This window comes from Mesorhizobium sp. M2E.F.Ca.ET.209.01.1.1 (assembly GCF_004010375.2).
Taxonomy (GTDB): Bacteria; Pseudomonadota; Alphaproteobacteria; order Rhizobiales; family Rhizobiaceae; genus Mesorhizobium.
On record NZ_SADP02000005.1, the window covers coordinates 209,848 to 225,596 of the forward strand.

Annotated in this window: 16 protein-coding genes, 1 tRNA gene and 1 pseudogene; 12 read left to right on the forward strand and 6 right to left on the reverse strand. The window is 63.2% G+C overall.

What is annotated here, in order from left to right; translation table 11 throughout:
- Window positions 1–14: 14 nt before the first annotated feature.
- Window positions 15–1,034 carry a YeiH family protein gene (locus EN852_RS12415; RefSeq protein ID WP_246694268.1) on the reverse strand — a complete coding sequence of 340 codons (1,020 nt, stop codon included), beginning with the start codon at window positions 1,032–1,034 and terminating at the stop codon, window positions 15–17.
- Window positions 1,035–1,430: 396 nt separating this feature from the next.
- Here EN852_RS12415 and EN852_RS42280 point away from each other — a divergent pair, with 396 nt between their 5' ends.
- From EN852_RS42280 to EN852_RS12435, 5 genes and pseudogenes are all read left to right on the forward strand, one after another.
- Entirely contained in the window at window positions 1,431–1,733 is a 303-nt protein-coding gene (locus tag EN852_RS42280; protein WP_246694261.1) for a hypothetical protein, read from the forward strand.
- Entirely contained in the window at window positions 1,721–1,897 is a 177-nt protein-coding gene (locus tag EN852_RS42285) for a hypothetical protein (protein WP_245523999.1), read from the forward strand. The genes EN852_RS42280 and EN852_RS42285 overlap by 13 nt, the downstream gene beginning before the upstream one ends.
- 20 nt (window positions 1,898–1,917) lie before the next feature.
- Window positions 1,918–2,301 carry an ACT domain-containing protein gene (locus tag EN852_RS12425; RefSeq protein ID WP_127873844.1) on the forward strand — a complete coding sequence of 128 codons (384 nt, stop codon included), beginning with the start codon at window positions 1,918–1,920 and terminating at the stop codon, window positions 2,299–2,301.
- A 172-nt stretch (window positions 2,302–2,473) separates the two neighbouring features.
- A pseudogene (locus EN852_RS12430) lies at window positions 2,474–3,907 on the forward strand (aldehyde dehydrogenase family protein).
- A gap of 409 nt (window positions 3,908–4,316) precedes the next feature.
- The gene (locus tag EN852_RS12435) at window positions 4,317–5,774 is read left to right on the forward strand and encodes a hypothetical protein (protein ID WP_127873843.1); all 1,458 of its coding nucleotides are present in this window, start codon (window positions 4,317–4,319) and stop codon (window positions 5,772–5,774) included.
- A 160-nt stretch (window positions 5,775–5,934) separates the two neighbouring features.
- On the opposite strand, the gene EN852_RS41685 is transcribed toward EN852_RS12435, so the two are convergent.
- From EN852_RS41685 to EN852_RS12455, 4 genes are all read right to left on the reverse strand, one after another.
- A complete protein-coding gene (locus EN852_RS41685; protein WP_127873842.1) occupies window positions 5,935–6,201 on the reverse strand; it encodes a hypothetical protein in 267 nt (88 codons plus the stop codon).
- A 440-nt stretch (window positions 6,202–6,641) separates the two neighbouring features.
- On the reverse strand, window positions 6,642–6,875 hold the full coding sequence (locus tag EN852_RS12445; protein WP_127227474.1) for a hypothetical protein: 234 nt from the start codon (window positions 6,873–6,875) through the stop codon (window positions 6,642–6,644).
- 288 nt (window positions 6,876–7,163) lie between these two features.
- A tRNA-Gln gene (locus tag EN852_RS12450) sits at window positions 7,164–7,237 on the reverse strand.
- A gap of 146 nt (window positions 7,238–7,383) precedes the next feature.
- On the reverse strand, window positions 7,384–8,316 hold the full coding sequence (locus EN852_RS12455) for a YbhN family protein (protein ID WP_127873841.1): 933 nt from the start codon (window positions 8,314–8,316) through the stop codon (window positions 7,384–7,386).
- A gap of 250 nt (window positions 8,317–8,566) precedes the next feature.
- On the opposite strand from EN852_RS12455, the gene EN852_RS12460 reads away from it, so the two are divergent.
- A complete protein-coding gene (locus tag EN852_RS12460) occupies window positions 8,567–9,964 on the forward strand; it encodes a Ppx/GppA family phosphatase (protein ID WP_127873840.1) in 1,398 nt (465 codons plus the stop codon).
- A 54-nt stretch (window positions 9,965–10,018) separates the two neighbouring features.
- Window positions 10,019–10,714 (forward strand): RlmE family RNA methyltransferase, encoded by a 696-nt coding sequence (locus EN852_RS12465; RefSeq protein WP_127873839.1) that lies wholly within the window; start codon window positions 10,019–10,021, stop codon window positions 10,712–10,714.
- Window positions 10,715–10,759: 45 nt separating this feature from the next.
- Here the strand turns inward: EN852_RS12465 and EN852_RS12470 are convergent, their stop codons facing one another.
- Complete coding sequence (locus tag EN852_RS12470; RefSeq protein ID WP_127873838.1) at window positions 10,760–12,181, reverse strand: MFS transporter; 1,422 nt, start codon at window positions 12,179–12,181, stop codon at window positions 10,760–10,762.
- A 208-nt stretch (window positions 12,182–12,389) separates the two neighbouring features.
- Here EN852_RS12470 and EN852_RS12475 point away from each other — a divergent pair, with 208 nt between their 5' ends.
- From EN852_RS12475 to EN852_RS12495, 5 genes are all read left to right on the forward strand, one after another.
- Complete coding sequence (locus tag EN852_RS12475; protein WP_127873837.1) at window positions 12,390–12,635, forward strand: type II toxin-antitoxin system prevent-host-death family antitoxin; 246 nt, start codon at window positions 12,390–12,392, stop codon at window positions 12,633–12,635.
- On the forward strand, window positions 12,632–13,081 hold the full coding sequence (locus EN852_RS12480; protein WP_127873836.1) for a PIN domain-containing protein: 450 nt from the start codon (window positions 12,632–12,634) through the stop codon (window positions 13,079–13,081). Before EN852_RS12475 ends, EN852_RS12480 begins: the two co-directional genes overlap by 4 nt.
- A 140-nt stretch (window positions 13,082–13,221) precedes the next feature.
- Window positions 13,222–14,724, forward strand: a complete 1,503-nt coding sequence (gene guaB / locus EN852_RS12485; RefSeq protein ID WP_126082971.1) for an IMP dehydrogenase — start codon at window positions 13,222–13,224, stop codon at window positions 14,722–14,724.
- 46 nt (window positions 14,725–14,770) lie between these two features.
- The gene (locus tag EN852_RS12490) at window positions 14,771–15,319 is read left to right on the forward strand and encodes a hypothetical protein (protein WP_246694262.1); all 549 of its coding nucleotides are present in this window, start codon (window positions 14,771–14,773) and stop codon (window positions 15,317–15,319) included.
- Window positions 15,320–15,328: 9 nt separating this feature from the next.
- Window positions 15,329–15,748 (forward strand): MAPEG family protein, encoded by a 420-nt coding sequence (locus EN852_RS12495; protein ID WP_127873835.1) that lies wholly within the window; start codon window positions 15,329–15,331, stop codon window positions 15,746–15,748.
- Window position 15,749 lies beyond the last annotated feature (1 nt).

A 15,749-nucleotide genomic window follows, 5' to 3' on the forward strand; every position in this document is an offset into this window, starting at 1 on the left:
CGACCCGGCCTGGCTTATGCGAACTTCACCAGCATCAGGCTGAAGCTGCCGATGAAGATGAAGGCCGAGAAGGCCAGCAGCAGCGGCCGCAGGCCGCGCGAGCGAAGCTCCGAAATATCGGCCTGCAGGCCCATGGCGGCGAGGCCCATGGTCAACATGATCTGCGCGGCCAAAGCAATTGCCGAATGGATCTGTGCCGGGATCGCGACCAGGCTGTTCAGCGCCACGACGGCCACAAAGGCCGCGACGAACCAGGGCATCGGTGGCTTTGCGCCGGAAGCATCGGTGCTGCCGCGGCGCGCCATCAGGCCGAGCGCGATCACCATCGGCGCCAGCATGGCGACGCGGGTCAGCTTGGCGACGGTCGCGGTCTCGCCGGAGAGCGTGCCGTTCTGGAAGCCGGCGCCGATCACCTGCGCCACCTCGTGGATCGAGGCGCCGGCCCACAGGCCGAAAGCATGCTGGTCGAGCCCAAGCACGGGTGCCAGCAGCGGGAAGCCGAGCATGGCGATGGTGCCGAACAGCGTGATCGCCGCGACGGCATAGGTGACATCTTCATCCCGCGCGTCGGTGACGATGTTGGTGGCGACGATCGCCGAGGCGCCGCAGATCGAGGTGCCGGCGGCAATCAGCTGCGCCAGCTTGGCGTCGACGCCGATCAACCGGCCGAGCGTAACGGTGAACAGGAAGGTGGCGCCGAGCGCGGCCGCGACGATGCCGACCCCGCCCAGGCCGATGCCCGCCACCTGGCCGAGCGTCAGCTGGAAGCCGAGCAGCACGATGGCGAAGCGCAGCAGGCGCTTTTGAGAGAAGGCGATGCCGGCCCTGGCGTGGGCAGGCACGCCGAGCACGTTGGAATGGATCATGCCGGCGACGACGGCGAGGATCATCGGGCTGAATAGGGTGAGGCCGGAGAAGCCGCGCGCCGAGTAGGCGACGCTGGTGATCATCGCCACCAGCACCAATCCCGGCATAGTGCCGGCCGAGATCGCGGTCAGGGCAGGACGCTTGCGCTCGGCAGTGGCTGGGTTCAGGTGATTTGGAAGATCGTTCGCGGTGACAGGCAGGAAAGACAATCGAATTCTCCAGGCGCGCTCGCCGTCGGAATGCCATCCCAGAACTAATCTTTCCAACGAATTATTCGAGTTATAATGATCGATTTTTGAGAACGATTGGCGTTGTGCCGACGCGTTGGCCTGTCAATGCATTGGCCCATTGACCGACACCGGACGAGCCTTGACGCTTGTCGGTTCCTCCTCCAGCTTGCCGCGATGCCTACCCTCGCGTCTGCCAATGCCAAGCGACGCCGCCTTCGCTGAGTGCGAAGCGGCAGGCCGATTGCGCGACGATAAAACCCGATACGCGGTTCGTCGTTTCCTGCCCCGCCCGCGACTTCAGCCGGCGGGGTTTTTCATATCTGGAGCCTTGCAATGACCATCGATTCTTCCATCCGGTTTCGGGCGGCCGAGGCGGCGGATGCCGCCGCCATCCGCGACATCGTGCGCGCCGCCTATGCCAAATGGGTGCCGGTAATCGGCCGCGAGCCGCTGCCGATGCGCGCCGATTACGACAAGGCTGTCGCCGAGCATCCATTCGACCTCGCCATCGAGGACAAACGCATCGTCGGCCTGATCGAAACCATCGCGCATGACGACCATCTCTGGATCGAGAATGTCTGCGTCGCGCCGAGGCGCAAGGCAAAGGGATCGGGCGGCTGCTGCTGCAGCGGGTAGAGGGCAAGGCGCGCGAGGCCGGACGCCATGAGCTTCGCTTGCTGACCAACGGCGCGTTCGAGGCGAACGTGTCGCTCTACAAAGGACAGGGCTATTCGCTCGACCGGGAAGAGCCGTTCATGAACGGTACGACCGTTTATATGAGCAAGAGGATCGCGGGATGATCGGCAATCGGAGCGTGGGGATGGCTGCCAGGATCAGGCTGAAGCAACTGCCGGGCCTATACGCGATCTCGCGGCTGGAAGCCGGACATGGCATTCCCGACTGGGCGGACGGGCCGGGTTTCGTCAGCATCACCAGAACCGAGGACGAGCTTTCCATCACCTGTCTGCAGGAGCGTATTCCGGATCCCGTCAGGCAGGATCGCGACTGGGTGGTCTTCAAATTCGAAGGCCCTTTTGCCTTCGGCGAAGCCGGCATCGTGTTGTCTGTCATTCGGCCCCTGTCGGAGAACGGCCTGGGCATTTTCGTGGTGTCCACCTTCGATGGCGACCACCTGTTGGTGAAGGCCGCGGATCGAGCTGCGGCGGTGCGGCTGCTGGGTGACGCTGGACATACGCTGCTTTAGCCCATTGCATCCGGATTGCTGCGGCGGCACCAGCTCTGGCGCAACGCCTGACGCGCTGGCTCAAGCACTTCAAGCTTGCGTTTGACAGGGCTAATGCCGCATCGTTATTTCTGACGATATATGACGACCATCTCACAGCAATCGAGCAAAGCGGCCCGCAGGGAGCGAAACCATGTCACACGATCTGCAGTTCTATATCGACGGCGCCTGGGTCGATCCGGTCGTGCCGAACACGCTCGACGTCATCGACCCCTCGAACGAAGACGCCTTCGCGCAGATTTCGCTGGGCTCCAAGGCCGATGTCGACAAGGCGGTGGCCGCCGCCAAGCGCGCCTTCGCCATCTTCGGCTTCACCTCGGTCGAGGAGCGGCTCGACATCCTCAACCGCGTCATCGAGATCTACAAGAAGCGCAGCAAGGACCTGGCGCTCGCCGTCTCGCGCGAGATGGGCGCGCCGCGCCAGATGGCGCTGGACAGTTAGGTCGGGGTCGGCCAGGCGCATCTGGAGAAGATGGCGGAGGTGCTGAAGACCTTCCAGTTCCGCCGCATCAAAGGCTCCTCGCTCATCGTCAAGGAGCCGATCGGCGTCGTCGGCCTGATCACGCCATGGAACTGGCCGCTCAACCAGATCACCTGCAAGGTCGGACCAGCCCTTGCCGCCGGCTGCACTATGGTGCTGAAGCCGTCCGAGATCGCGCCGCTCGACGCCATCATCTTCGCCGAGATCATCGACGAGGCCGGCGTGCCGAAGGGCGTCTTCAATCTGGTCAACGGCGATGGCCCGACCGTCGGCCAGGCTTTGGCGAGCCACCCGGATGTCGACATGATGTCCTTCACCGGCTCGACCCGCGCCGGCATCCTGGTTGCCAAGGCGGCGGCCGACACGGTCAAGCGCGTGCATCAGGAGCTTGGCGGCAAGTCCGCCAACATCCTGTTCCCCGATGTCGATCTGGAGCGGGCCGTGACCAAAGGCGTCGCCGGCTGCTTCAGCAACAGCGGCCAGTCCTGCAACGCGCCGACCCGCATGTTCGTGCCGCGTGACCGTCACGACGAAGCGGCCGGCTATGCGAAGAAGGCGGCGGAGAAATTCACCGTCGGCCCGGCCGACGCGCCTGCCTCCAAGCTCGGCCCGGTGGTCAGCCAGATCCAGTTCGACAAAATTCAAGGATTGATCCAGAGCGGCATCGACGAAGGCGCCACGCTGGTCGCCGGCGGTCCCGGCCGCCCGGCCGAGCTCAATCGCGGCTACTATGTCCGCCCGACCGTCTTCGCCAATGTCACGCATGACATGCGCATCGCCAGGGAGGAGATCTTCGGCCCGGTGCTGTCGATCATGCCTTACGACACGGTCGAGCGGGCGGTCGAGCAGGCCAACGACATCGTCTACGGCCTTGCCTCCTACATCCAGGCCAAGGACATCGAGAAGGCGCGCCAGGTAGCTGCGCGCATGCGCTCCGGCAATGTCTACATCAACTACCCGACCTGGGACGCCGGCCTGCCCTTCGGCGGCTACAAGCAGTCCGGCAATGGCCGCGAATATGCCGAGTACGGTCTTGAGGATTTCCTCGAGATCAAGGGCATCGCTGGGTATGAGGCGGCGGAGTAGGGCTCGATTGCTTTCAGCCGACAATCGCCGAAGGTGTGGTATTGAAAGGCGCGGTTTCGGCCGCGCTTTTTGTAACCGGTCGATCGCAACTGCTCCCTATGTTCAACAAGCCTGTGCGAGTTGATACGCCGCTTAGCCTGAATGAGACGGCCATCGGGATGACTCGAAGAGCGAAGGAGCATTCCGTCCTGCTGCCGGGCTACAATCGACCGGCATATTAGAATGAACTATAGTTCCAGTTGCTACGCTAGCTGAATAACGATTGCGAACAACTCAGTAAAACTCGAACAATCGGTTTGCGCCGGCGTTAACGGGCACAGTGCATTCTTTCCGCGTTAAAACCGGTGGGAACGACATGCGTCTCCTGACAGTCAAAACCTGGGCTGCATCTTTCCTGGCGTCTGCTCTGATGTTGGGCGCCCAATTGGGCGCTGCCCGGGCAGCGCAGCCTTGGCTGGATAAGCTCGGCGAGCCGGACCGGCAAAAGTTCACGCAACTGGTCGGCACGGTCGATGGCTGGACAGCCGACAGGGCCGACAAGATCAAGGCCGATCTCAAAGCATTCGTGGATGCACACCCAGATTTCGTTCCCGCCCGCGTCGAGGCCACCCGGGCGGAGTGGATGAGGGTTGCCAGCGGCATGGGGATAGCCCTGTCGAGCAAATCCTTCTTCATCGTCTTCGAGGAACTGGAGCGTCTCGACCCTTCCTATCCGCCGGCCTATGTCTATGCGGCGCGGACCTATATCTATTCCGGCTATCCGGCCGGCGCGCGCAAGCAGCTCGACAAGGCGCTTGCCCTGGACGCCGCGAACCCCTGGGTCGACCTCACCTGGTCCCTGATGTTTGAACGGTTGGATCACCGACAGGACGCGCTGACTTGGGCGAAGACGGCGATGCCCAAGACGGCCGGAAACACCAAGGCGATGGTCGGCGCCATCCTCGCGATCACCAACCTGCAAGGCGTAACCAGCCACGACGCCGCGATTGCCTTGGCCGATCAGATACTGGCGCTCGAGCCGGACACGGATCAGCTCGCCGAGGTCATCGACGGATGCCTGTCTGGCTACAGCTACCAGCCGGGACTGCTGGATGCTCTGACGGAGATCACCAAACGACTTGAAGCCAAGCAAGCCTTGTCGAATGCTCTCTGGTACGAAATCGCGCGCCTCGATCTGACCATTGGCTATATGTACAACGACGGCGTCAGGCCTCAATACCGGCCGGACTACGCTGCATCCGCGATCGTGATCCTCGACAAGATCGGCAATGATCCGCAACTTGCGGAGAAAATATGGGGTACCCGATTTGATCTGGCCCTCAGTCTCGGCGACGTCGCGGCCATGACCAAACTTCTCGATGAAGCCGGCCTGAAAGGCTACGATGCGACGTCGATCGGCTATCACGAAGCGCAGCTGCTTTTTGCGCAGGGCCGATATGTCGACGTGATGAACCTCTACCGGAGGCGCAATCTTCCCGAGGACACCTTGCTGGCGCTCACCTATGACTGGGGAGGAGACCGCAATGTCGCCGACAGGATCTACCTGCGCGACCTGGAAGTGAACGCGACCTCCGGCCCCGCCAATGCCACCTATGCCGGGTTGAGGCTGTTCCGCTTCCGTGACATCGACGGCGCCATCAAATACGGAGAAAAGGCGTATTCGCTTTTTCCATCCGGCTGGAGCCGTTCGCTGGTGACGACCGCTTGGCTGGTCAAATCGTCCGACTATCTAAAGGCCAACAAGACCAAAGAGGCCAAGGAAGCTTTCGCGCGTGCCCGCCAGATCGGGATAGACCGCGCCTCCCTGCAAAGCTTCTGCAGCAATCTGTGCAATGACATCAGCTTGCCGCTGAGCGAGTTCCAGTAACGGCCCGATGGCTTGAGGTCCTCGAGCGGGGCGCCGATCCGTGTCCGGGTCGCGCCTCAGTAAGCCGTCCGCCGGACGAAGGGCAGGGAAGCCCGCCATCTTTCGGCGGCGGGCCATCGGTTCGCGGCGGAAATGAAAAGCTCGGAGGCCGAAGCCGCCGTCAATAGCCACGTGGGGGGATCCACGGATCGGCGTACCCCAAGTGATGGTCCAAGAAATTTGCGGCCTGATTAGATGGGCGCGCAACAACTACCGTGCCTGTCGATTTGCAATCCAGTTTCGGTACCGGCTTGCTGCTGCCAGCCTTCATATGAGCTGTAGAACACGAGGTTGCAGTCTGAGCGGTCGCAACCTTTTTCTTCTCTTTCGCAACAGCGACTCCGGTGGCGGCCAATACCATTGCTACGCCAAAGACAACGAGTTTCATCGAAACGCCCTCAACCCTGCACAATCCCAAATGATTGCGCCTACATTAGCGTTACGTCAACTACATGTGGTCCGCAATGACGGCGCATATTGCCGGTAAAGAAAGCCCACCACCGTGAGGCGGCGGGCCGTCTGGGCAGTTTGTCCACTCGGTTCAGCGCGAGGTCACCACGGATGAAGGCAAGTTCGTGGTTCACCTGAACACCGACAGGGGGGCGCTGAACGGGCTGCCGTCCGGCACGTGTATGGATGGTGGTTTCCGGTGATGCCGATAACCAGGCATCTGTCGTCGAATATGTGTGACGGTCCGAGATAACCATCGCAGGGAGCCTGATCGTCTAGGTGTCCGGTTGGCAATCACCTTGCGAGCTTCCTGCAATCCACGGTTACCGCGCTTCTCCGCGCCTTCCAAGCGCGGCGCGAGCATATTCAGGGTGCGGCTTACCCGCGCCCCGCCTCGATGATACCGACCATCGCCCGGGTAAATTCCACCATGCTGTTTGCGGTGATGGCGGCGTTGTCGGGGGATTGACCGATGTGCTCGGCCGCTCCGCAGCAGGATCGGCGGATGCTGTCGTAGTATGGATCTCTCTCATCGTCCGGCAGTTCCGCCAAATTCAGCGCGCGACGGTGGATCATGCGCAATAGCTGCGCCAATGCTGTTTCGACACTCATGCGTTTTGCTCCGCATTGGTCGAGCGTCTCGGCACACCGAGTGCTGGATCGCCGATCGGGAAATTCCCGATTCGAACAGGCTGCACGCCAGGTATTAATATATCGTTGAATGCTAATATACATGGCCGGCGTGACGTACGGGCACAAACTGGCGATCTTCGAACGGCATAGGCACTTGGCCCTGAAAGGCTCAAAATGAGCGGTTGAAGGCCGCCTACGGCTGGGGCGCGTGCGGATAGGACAGCGTCGGCATGCACTCCCAATAATCCAGCGACGATGCGAAGAAACTGGCTGGGGAACCTGGATTCGAACCAGGACTAACGGAGTCAGAGTCCGTGGGTCTACCGTTAACCTATTCCCCAGCAGGCGCGTCTGGTGTCGCGCCAGCCGAGCGGCTCATGTGCCGCGAGCGCTGCCTTGTAGCCGCCATCGGAAAATAGTCAAGCCCGCAACTGAGATCAATTGCAGCCTTTTTGCCGATGCTCCGCGCGGAGTCGGGCGGGAGGGTTCAACCGCCGCCTTTGCTGTACTGCGAATGCTCGAAATAGAGCACCATGCAAAGCCCGATCAGAAGCGGAATGATGAGATAGAACAGGCGGAACACCAGAAGTGCTGCAAGCACGCCGACCGGGTCCATGTCGGAAAGGCCGGTGAGGAACACGACCTCGAACACGCCGAGCGCGCCCGGCGCATGCGACAGGAGCCCGATCGAGAACGACACCATGAACACGCCCAGCACGACGAAATAGCCGGGATTGCCGGCCTCCGGCAAGGCAAAATAGATGATCGCGGCGGCTGCCAGCAGCTCGACCGGCCCGATCAGCAACTGTCGCGCCACGATCGGCAGCGCCGGGTAGTGGAGCTCGAAGCTGCCGATCTTCAGCGGTCTCAGCCCCAGCCAGCTGCCGAAGGCATAGGCGCCGACGAGGATGAGCATGGCCAACCCCGCGGCGAAGGCGGCGCCATGGTGCGGCGCGCCGGTGAAGCGATCGATGATCTGCGGCTCGAACAGCAGGACGAGGCCGCCGAGGAAAACGCTGGACAGGATGAAGGTGAACCAGCAGATCGCCACCAGTACGCCGATCTCCTGGCCGGTCAGCCCCCTTGTGCCATAGGCGCGGTAGCGGATCACCGCGCCGGAAAACACCGAACCGCCGATATTGTGCGACACCGCGTAGGTGGTGAAGGAACACAGCGTGACGAACAGCCACGATACTTTCTTGCCGATATGCAGAAGCGCTATGTGATCGTAGCCGGCGAGCGAGGCATAGGCGACGACCGAGCTCAGCGCCGCCAGCACCCAGCCGCGCGGCGGGATGGCGGCGATGCCGGCCCAGACATCGTCGAGCGATACGCCGCGCAGTTCGTGAATGAGCAGCCACAGCGAGAACGCAACGGCCGCGATGCCTATGACCGGCCAGATATAGCGCCTCCAATTCATGGCGTCGTCATCATGCGTTGCAGCTCATTGTTTTGATGGTGCCCAACCTCTTCGAACCCGCATTTGAGACATGCCTGATCGAAGCCGGCTATTCAACCGGCAAGACATTGCCTCAACGTGACCCTGCCAAAATTCGAGCCCCGCGCTCTTGGTGATTGCGAACGGCACTGCTACTCTGTTGCCAACTTGAAACAAATCGAGGTGCCTGCTGCGTCCGTTCCCGGTTCGCGCGGCGCCGGAAGGAACTGAAGTGGAAGACCACGATACCGGCGCGGGCGCGTCGGCAGTGGGCATGTCCGGGGCATCGCCGGCGCAGTCGGCGAGCCCGCAACAGGCGCGATTCAGCCGCCACGCTGGTGCGCACCAAAGACATGCCGACCCCAGACATGCCGGCCCCAAACATGTCGGCCCCAAACATGTCGGCCAGGGACAAACTGGCGCCAGTCAGGCCGATCAGCATGGCGATCAGCCGAAAGGCAAGACGCGCAAGCGCCGCAAGCGCAAGCGCGGTCGCAAGGTGTTCGCGCGCGACGAGAACGGCGCCGTGGCGCAGCCTGCGCCTGCCGGCACGACGGCAAGCCAGCCTCCGAGCCCGCCCCTGCAGGCTGAGCGAAGGCCGCTCCAGTCTCCGCCACGTCCGTCCCAGCAGGAATTGCCTGTCTTCGCCGCGCTCGACCTCGGCACCAACAATTGCCGGCTGCTGGTCGCGGTGCCTGGCCGTCACGGCCAATTCCGCGTCATCGACGCTTTCTCGCGCATCGTCAGGCTGGGCGAGGGGCTGACGGCGAGCGGCCGGCTCGGCCAGGCCGCGATGGACCGTGCTGTCGAGGCGTTGAAGGTGTGCGGCGAGAAGCTGCGCAACCGCAAGATCAGGAAAGCCAGGCTGATCGCCACCGAGGCCTGCCGCTCGGCCGCCAACGGCGTCGAGTTCCTGGATCGCGTCGAGCGCGAGGCCGGGCTGAAACTCGAGATCATCGACCGCCAGACCGAGGCCCGCCTTGCCGTTTCCGGTTGCGGCTCGCTGGTCGAGCGCGACACGCAGGGCGTGGTGCTGTTCGACATCGGCGGCGGCTCGTCGGAAATCGCGCTGATCGACCTGACCGGACGGCGTTCGCCACGTCTGGCCAATCACATCGTCTCCTGGACGTCGCTGCCCGTCGGCGTCGTCTCGCTCGCCGAGCGCTTCGGCGGCCGCACCGTGACGCGCGATACCTTTGCCGCCATGGTCGACGACGTGGCCTCGCGGCTGAAGGCCTTCGACGGCCGCGACCGGCTCGCCCATGTGCTGGCCAGCCCCAACTTCCATTTGCTCGGCACCTCCGGCACGGTGACGACGCTCGCCGGCGTGCATCTCGATCTCGAGCGCTACGACCGCCGCCGCGTCGACGGGCTGTGGATGGACCGCGACAGCGTCGATCGCATGATCGAGCGGCTGATCGGCTGGGATTTCCAGCAGCGTTGCGCCAATCCCTGCATCGGCGCCGACCGCGCCGACCTCGTGCTCGCCGGCTGCGCCATTCTGGAGGCGATCCGCGGTGTGTGGCCATCCGAGCGGCTGCGTGTCGCCGATCGCGGCCTGCGCGAGGGTATCCTGAGCGAGCTGATGGCCGATGACGGCGTCTGGCGCGATGGCGGGCGCCGCGCATGATCCCACAAAGTGGAAGCCGGTTTTTGGAAAGATCATGCGCGAGGATGAGCGCTCATGACGAAGAAACCTGAAAAGCCGGGCTCGGCCAGCTTGCGCGTCCTCAAGACCCGCATCAAGAAGAAGAGCGGCCTGAAGGAATCGTCGCGCCGCTGGCTCGAGCGCCACATGAACGATCCTTATGTGCAACGCTCCAAGGCCGATGGCTACCGCTCCCGCGCCGCCTACAAGCTGATCGAGATCGACGACAAGCACCATTTGCTGAAGCCCGGCATGAAGGTGATCGACCTCGGCGCCGCGCCTGGCGGCTGGTGCCAGGTGGCGGCTGCGCGGACGAAGTCGACGGCGGAAAATCCGCATGTCGTCGGCATCGACTATCTCGAGATGGATGCGGTTCCGGGCGCAGTCATCCTGCAGTTGGATTTCCTCGACCCCGATGCGCCGCAAAAGCTGGCCGAGGCGCTGGGCGGCCAGCCGGATGTGGTGCTGTCCGATATGGCAGCACCCACCACCGGCCACCGCCGCACGGATCATCTGCGCACCATGCATCTGTGCGAAGTCGCGGCCGATTTCGCGTTGCACGTCCTCAAGCCCGGCGGCCATTTCCTCGCCAAGACTTTCCAGGGCGGCGCCGAGAATGAGCTGCTTTCGCTGCTGAAGCAGAATTTTCGGTCCGTCCATCATGTGAAGCCGCCGGCCTCGCGCGATGAATCGGTGGAGCTTTATTTGCTGGCGAAGGAGTTTAAGGGGTAGCGCTTCTCCTTCTCCCACAAGAAGGGGAGAAGGAGAAGCCGCGCTCTACTTCCCCGCCGTCCCCACCGCCTCCAGCGTCTTCGGCGTTGTCAATTTGCCATGCCCCGACACCGCACTGCCGGCCTCTGGCGCCAGCCGCATGAAGGTGATCGATGCCGCGGCGGACACTGCCGCCACGATGAAGAAGGCGAGGTGGAAGTCACTGAGCGTCAGCGGCCCGCCATGGATCGAGGTCGAGACTTCGAGGATGCCGCCGGCCAGCGCCACGCCGAGCGCGATCGACAATTGCTGGAAAACCGCGGTGATCGGCGTCGCCTTGCTGGTGTCGGCGGGCGTGATCTCGGCATAGGAGAGCGCATTGACGCCGGTGAAGAACATCGAGCGGATGAAGCCGCCGACCAGAAGGATCGCCAGCATCAGCACATAGGGCGTGTCGGGCGTGAACAGGCCGTAGATGGCGATCGAGGCGGCCGCGACCAGCGAGCCCCACATCAGCACACGCCGGAAGCCGGCGCGCCGAAAGAGCAGCGCGGTGACGAACTTCATGCCGATGGCGCCGATCGCCGAGACGAAGGTGATCATGCCCGACTGGAACGGTGTCAGCCCGAAACCGATCTGGAACATCAGCGGCAGAAGGAACGGCACCGCGCCGATGCCGATGCGAAACAGCGAGCCGCCGAGCACCGAGGATCGGAACACCTGGTTGCGGAACAGCTCCAGCGCCAGCAGCGGGTTCTTGGCGCGGCGGGCGTGCATCAGATAGAGCACGCCGGAGATCACCCCGACGGTCACCGTGATGAAGCCGGCCATCGGCGGCAGCGCCGGCAGGCTGACGACGGAAAGGCCGAAGACGACGCCGGACGCTGCGAGACCGCTGAGTACAAATCCAGGGAAGTCGAGCGGCGGCGTCTCGGCCGGCGCGGTTTCCGGCAAGAACCGCGTGGCGAGCCAGATGCCCAGCAGTCCGATCGGCACGTTGATCAGAAAGATCCAGTGCCAGGTCAGATAGGTGGTGATGAAGCCGCCGATCGGCGGGCCGACCAGCGGTCCGACCAGCGCCGGTACGGTCAGCCAGGACATTGCCGCGACCAGCTCGCTTTTCGGCGTGGCGCGCACCAGCACCAGGCGGCCGACCGGCGTCATCATCGCGCCGCCTATGCCCTGCAGGAAGCGCGACACCACGAAAGCCGGCAGCGAATTGGAAAAGGCGCAAGCGACCGAGCCGGCGATGAACACGCCGATCGCGGCGCGGAACACGTTCTTTGCCCCGAACCGGTCCGCCATCCAGCCGCTGATCGGAATGAAGATCGCCAGCGACACCAGATAGGCCGTCAGCGCCAGCTTCAGCGCGATCGGGCTGGTGTGGATGTCGACCGCGATCGCCGGCAGCGACGTCGCGATCACGGTCGAATCCATGTTCTCCATGAAAAGAGCGACCGCCAATATGAGCGGGATGATGCGGTTCAAAGGGAAACGCCCTGATTTGTCTTTACCAAGCTGGAGCCAGGCTGGGGGCGAGCTGGCACACCCGGCGGTTATCACGCCTTGGCCCGAGTGTCGCATTAAATTGCGGTCACTTTTGCGCGAACGCACCACTGGTGGTCATCGCAACTGCTTGCCAAAGGTGACATCGATTACTATTGTAGTGAATATAACTACAATCTAGGTGCAAATTATGGATGAAGCCGTTTCTGCTGCCGAAGCCAATCGCAAGTTTTCCCTCATTCTTCGTGGCGTGCGGGATGGCCAGAGCTATGTCGTGACCAGTCATGGCCGGCCTGTGGCTCGGATTGTGCCCGCCGAGAAGAGCGAAGGCGTGGCTTCTCGCTCGCGGGCATCGCTGCTGTCGCGTCTCAGGCGCCAGCCTGTTGTCGACGCCGGAAAATGGACCCGGGACGAACTTTACGAGGACGACCGGTGAAGGTCGCAATCGACACCAATGTCCTTGCCCATGCCGAAGGTGTGAACGACGCGGAAAAACGCGACATCGTCCTCGAACTGCTGGCTAACGTTCCGCAAGAGGGGACGGTCATTCCTGTTCAGGTTCTTGGCGAATTGTTCAATGTGTTGGTGCGCAAGGCAGGTCGATCGCATGCAGAAGCCCGGGACGCACTTCTGAACTGGCGCGATGCATTCCCAGTTGCCGAAACGGCGCCCGAGGCGATGATGATGGCCGTGGACCTGGCCGCAGACCATCGATTCGGCATTTGGGATGCGGTCATTCTGTCCACAGCCTCGCAATCGGGTTGCCGGCTGCTCTTGTCGGAGGACCTGCAACATGGCTTCACTTGGGGCGGCGTCACCATCGTCAATCCCTTTGTCTCACCGCGCCACGAGTTGCTCGACGACCTGCTGGGCACCAAATAAGAAGCAGGCGCGCCGCGCAACGACCGGCTTTTCTTCCGTCCCGGGACGTGTTACCAGCCAGCGCCAATCCTGAAAGGGAAGATGAGAGTCGGCGCTGGCCAATCGGTCCAGCGCCTTTTCCGCATTCAAAAGGACTGGCCATGGGAAAAATCATCGAAACGTCCACCGGCGCCCTGGCGCTGACCTTCGACGACGTGCTCTTGCAGCCCGGCCATTCCGAGGTCATGCCGGGTGAGACCGACATCCGCACCCGCATCGCCGGCGATATCGACCTCAACGTGCCGATCCTGTCGGCGGCGATGGACACCGTCACAGAGGCCCGGCTGGCGATCGCGATGGCGCAGGCCGGCGGCATCGGCGTCATCCACCGTAACCTCACGCCGGCCGAGCAGGCCGAGCAGGTCCGGCAGGTCAAGAAATTCGAATCCGGCATGGTGGTGAACCCGGTCACCATCGGCCCGGATGCCACGCTTGCCGACGCGCTGGCGCTTATGCGCTCCAACAGCATTTCCGGCATTCCGGTGGTGGAGAATGGCGGCACCGGCGGCCACACGGTCGGCCGCCTGGTCGGCATCCTCACCAACCGCGACGTGCGCTTCGCCTCCGATCCGGCGCAGAAGGTCTACGAGCTGATGACCCGTGAGAACCTGATCACGGTCAAGGAGAATGTCGACCAGGACGAGGCCAAGCGCCTGCTGCACAAGCACCGCATCGAGAAGCTGGTGGTGGTCGACAGGAACGGCAATTGCGTCGGCCTGATCACCGTCAAGGACATCGAGAAGTCGCAGCTCAATCCGCATGCCACAAAGGACGCACAAGGGAGGCTGCGCGCCGCCGCCGCCACCAGTGTCGGCGACGATGGTTTCGAGCGCGCCGAACGCCTGATCGACGCCGGCGTCGACCTGCTTGTCATCGACACCGCGCACGGCCACTCACAGCGCGTGCTGGATGCGGTGGCGCGGGCCAAGAAGCTCTCCAACTCCGTGCGCATCCTGGCCGGCAACGTCGCCACCGCCGATGGCACGCAGGCGCTGATCGATGCCGGCGCCGACGCCGTCAAGGTCGGCATCGGCCCGGGCTCGATCTGCACCACGCGAATCGTTGCGGGTGTCGGCGTCCCGCAATTGTCGGCGATCATGTCGGCGGTAGAGACGGCCAGCAAAGCCGGGGTGAGCGTCATTGCCGATGGCGGCATTAAATATTCGGGCGATCTCGCCAAGGCGCTCGCCGCGGGCGCAAGCGCGGCCATGATCGGCTCGCTGCTTGCCGGCACCGACGAGAGCCCAGGCGAGGTCTATCTGCACCAGGGCCGCTCCTTCAAGGCTTACCGCGGCATGGGCTCGGTCGGCGCCATGGCGCGCGGCTCGGCCGATCGCTACTTCCAGGCCGAGGTCCGCGATACGCTGAAACTGGTTCCGGAAGGCATCGAAGGGCAGGTTCCCTACAAAGGACCTGTGGCTGGCGTGTTGCACCAGCTTGCGGGCGGCCTGAAAGCCGCTATGGGTTATGTGGGTGGGCGTGACCTTGCAGACTTCCGCGAGCGCGCCACCTTTGTGCGCATATCCAACGCCGGACTTCGTGAAAGCCACGCCCATGACGTCACGATCACCCGCGAAAGCCCCAATTACCCGGGCGGAATTTGATCGGGAGGCCGATCAGTCCGATCGCCAGGGCGGACTGCGGCGTGATTTGAGTGTGGCGGTGCTGCGGCTGTCGCGTCACGCGGCGGCCCTTTCCCTTGCCTCGATTGCGCTCTTCCTCGCCATGACAGCGCTGGAGTTCCTCTATTTCCAGCGCTTGAGCGGCGGCCTGGCCTCGCTCGACATCCGCGTCGCCGGCTTCACCCCCGACGAGGGCATGGCCTGGCTCACGGCGCTCGGCCAGCGCGGCGGCGAGATCATCATCGTCTGGCACTATCTGACCTTCGACCTTCTGTTCCCGGCGCTGCTGTCGCTGACGCTGGTCAGCCTCATCCTCGTTTTCGGGCGGCGGCTCAGCACCTTCCGCGCCATGTCGGTGCAGTTGCAGGCACTGTTCTCGCTGGTGCTGGTGCTTCCCTATGCGGTCGCCGACTATGCCCAGAACTTTGCCGTCGCGCGGCTCTTGTCCGATTTCCAATCGGCCAATCCCGATTCGCTGGCGTTCGCCTCCTTGCTGACCGTCACCAAATTCGCGCTGCTGGCGATCCCGGTCTTCGTCATCGCGATCTTCGCGCTGGCCGGACAGCGGCGGCGCTGAGGGCCACGGATGCGCCAGACCGCCATCTTCTGGCCGATGCTGGCGCATGTGCTCCTCGTGTATATTGTCTATCTGGTGATGCTGAAGCGGCGCTACACGGCCGTTAAGTCCGGCGAGGTCAGGGTCAGCCAGTACAAGCTCCGCTCAACCGAGCCGGCCTCGAGCGTCACAGTCGCCAACAATCTGATCAACCAGTTCGAGCTGCCGGTTCTCTTCCACGTGCTCTGCCTGGCGCTGTTCGTCACCAACGGCGTGAACTATCTCACGCTGGCGCTGATGTGGCTGTTCATCGTCACGCGCTATGTGCACGCCTGGGTGCATCTCAACGGAAATCATGTGCCGCGCCGCACCAGCGTCTTCTTCCTCGGCGCGGGAATACTTCTCATCGCCTGGACCTGGTTCGCGCTGCACCTGCTTGGAGCGGTGTAGC

Excerpts from the sequence above, each read along its gene's own strand:
- EN852_RS42280 (WP_246694261.1), top strand. The coding sequence starts at position 1,431 with ATGACCATCGATTCTTCCATCCGGTTTCGGGCGGCCGAGGCGGCGGAT.
- EN852_RS12425 (WP_127873844.1), top strand. The coding sequence starts at position 1,918 with ATGGCTGCCAGGATCAGGCTGAAGCAACTGCCGGGCCTATACGCGATC.
- EN852_RS12435 (WP_127873843.1), top strand. The coding sequence starts at position 4,317 with ATGTTGGGCGCCCAATTGGGCGCTGCCCGGGCAGCGCAGCCTTGGCTG.
- EN852_RS41685 (WP_127873842.1), bottom strand. The coding sequence starts at position 6,201 with ATGAAACTCGTTGTCTTTGGCGTAGCAATGGTATTGGCCGCCACCGGA.
- EN852_RS12445 (WP_127227474.1), bottom strand. The coding sequence starts at position 6,875 with ATGAGTGTCGAAACAGCATTGGCGCAGCTATTGCGCATGATCCACCGT.
- EN852_RS12455 (WP_127873841.1), bottom strand. The coding sequence starts at position 8,316 with ATGAATTGGAGGCGCTATATCTGGCCGGTCATAGGCATCGCGGCCGTT.
- EN852_RS12465 (WP_127873839.1), top strand. The coding sequence starts at position 10,019 with ATGACGAAGAAACCTGAAAAGCCGGGCTCGGCCAGCTTGCGCGTCCTC.
- EN852_RS12475 (WP_127873837.1), top strand. The coding sequence starts at position 12,390 with ATGGATGAAGCCGTTTCTGCTGCCGAAGCCAATCGCAAGTTTTCCCTC.
- guaB (WP_126082971.1), top strand. The coding sequence starts at position 13,222 with ATGGGAAAAATCATCGAAACGTCCACCGGCGCCCTGGCGCTGACCTTC.
- EN852_RS12495 (WP_127873835.1), top strand. The coding sequence starts at position 15,329 with ATGCGCCAGACCGCCATCTTCTGGCCGATGCTGGCGCATGTGCTCCTC.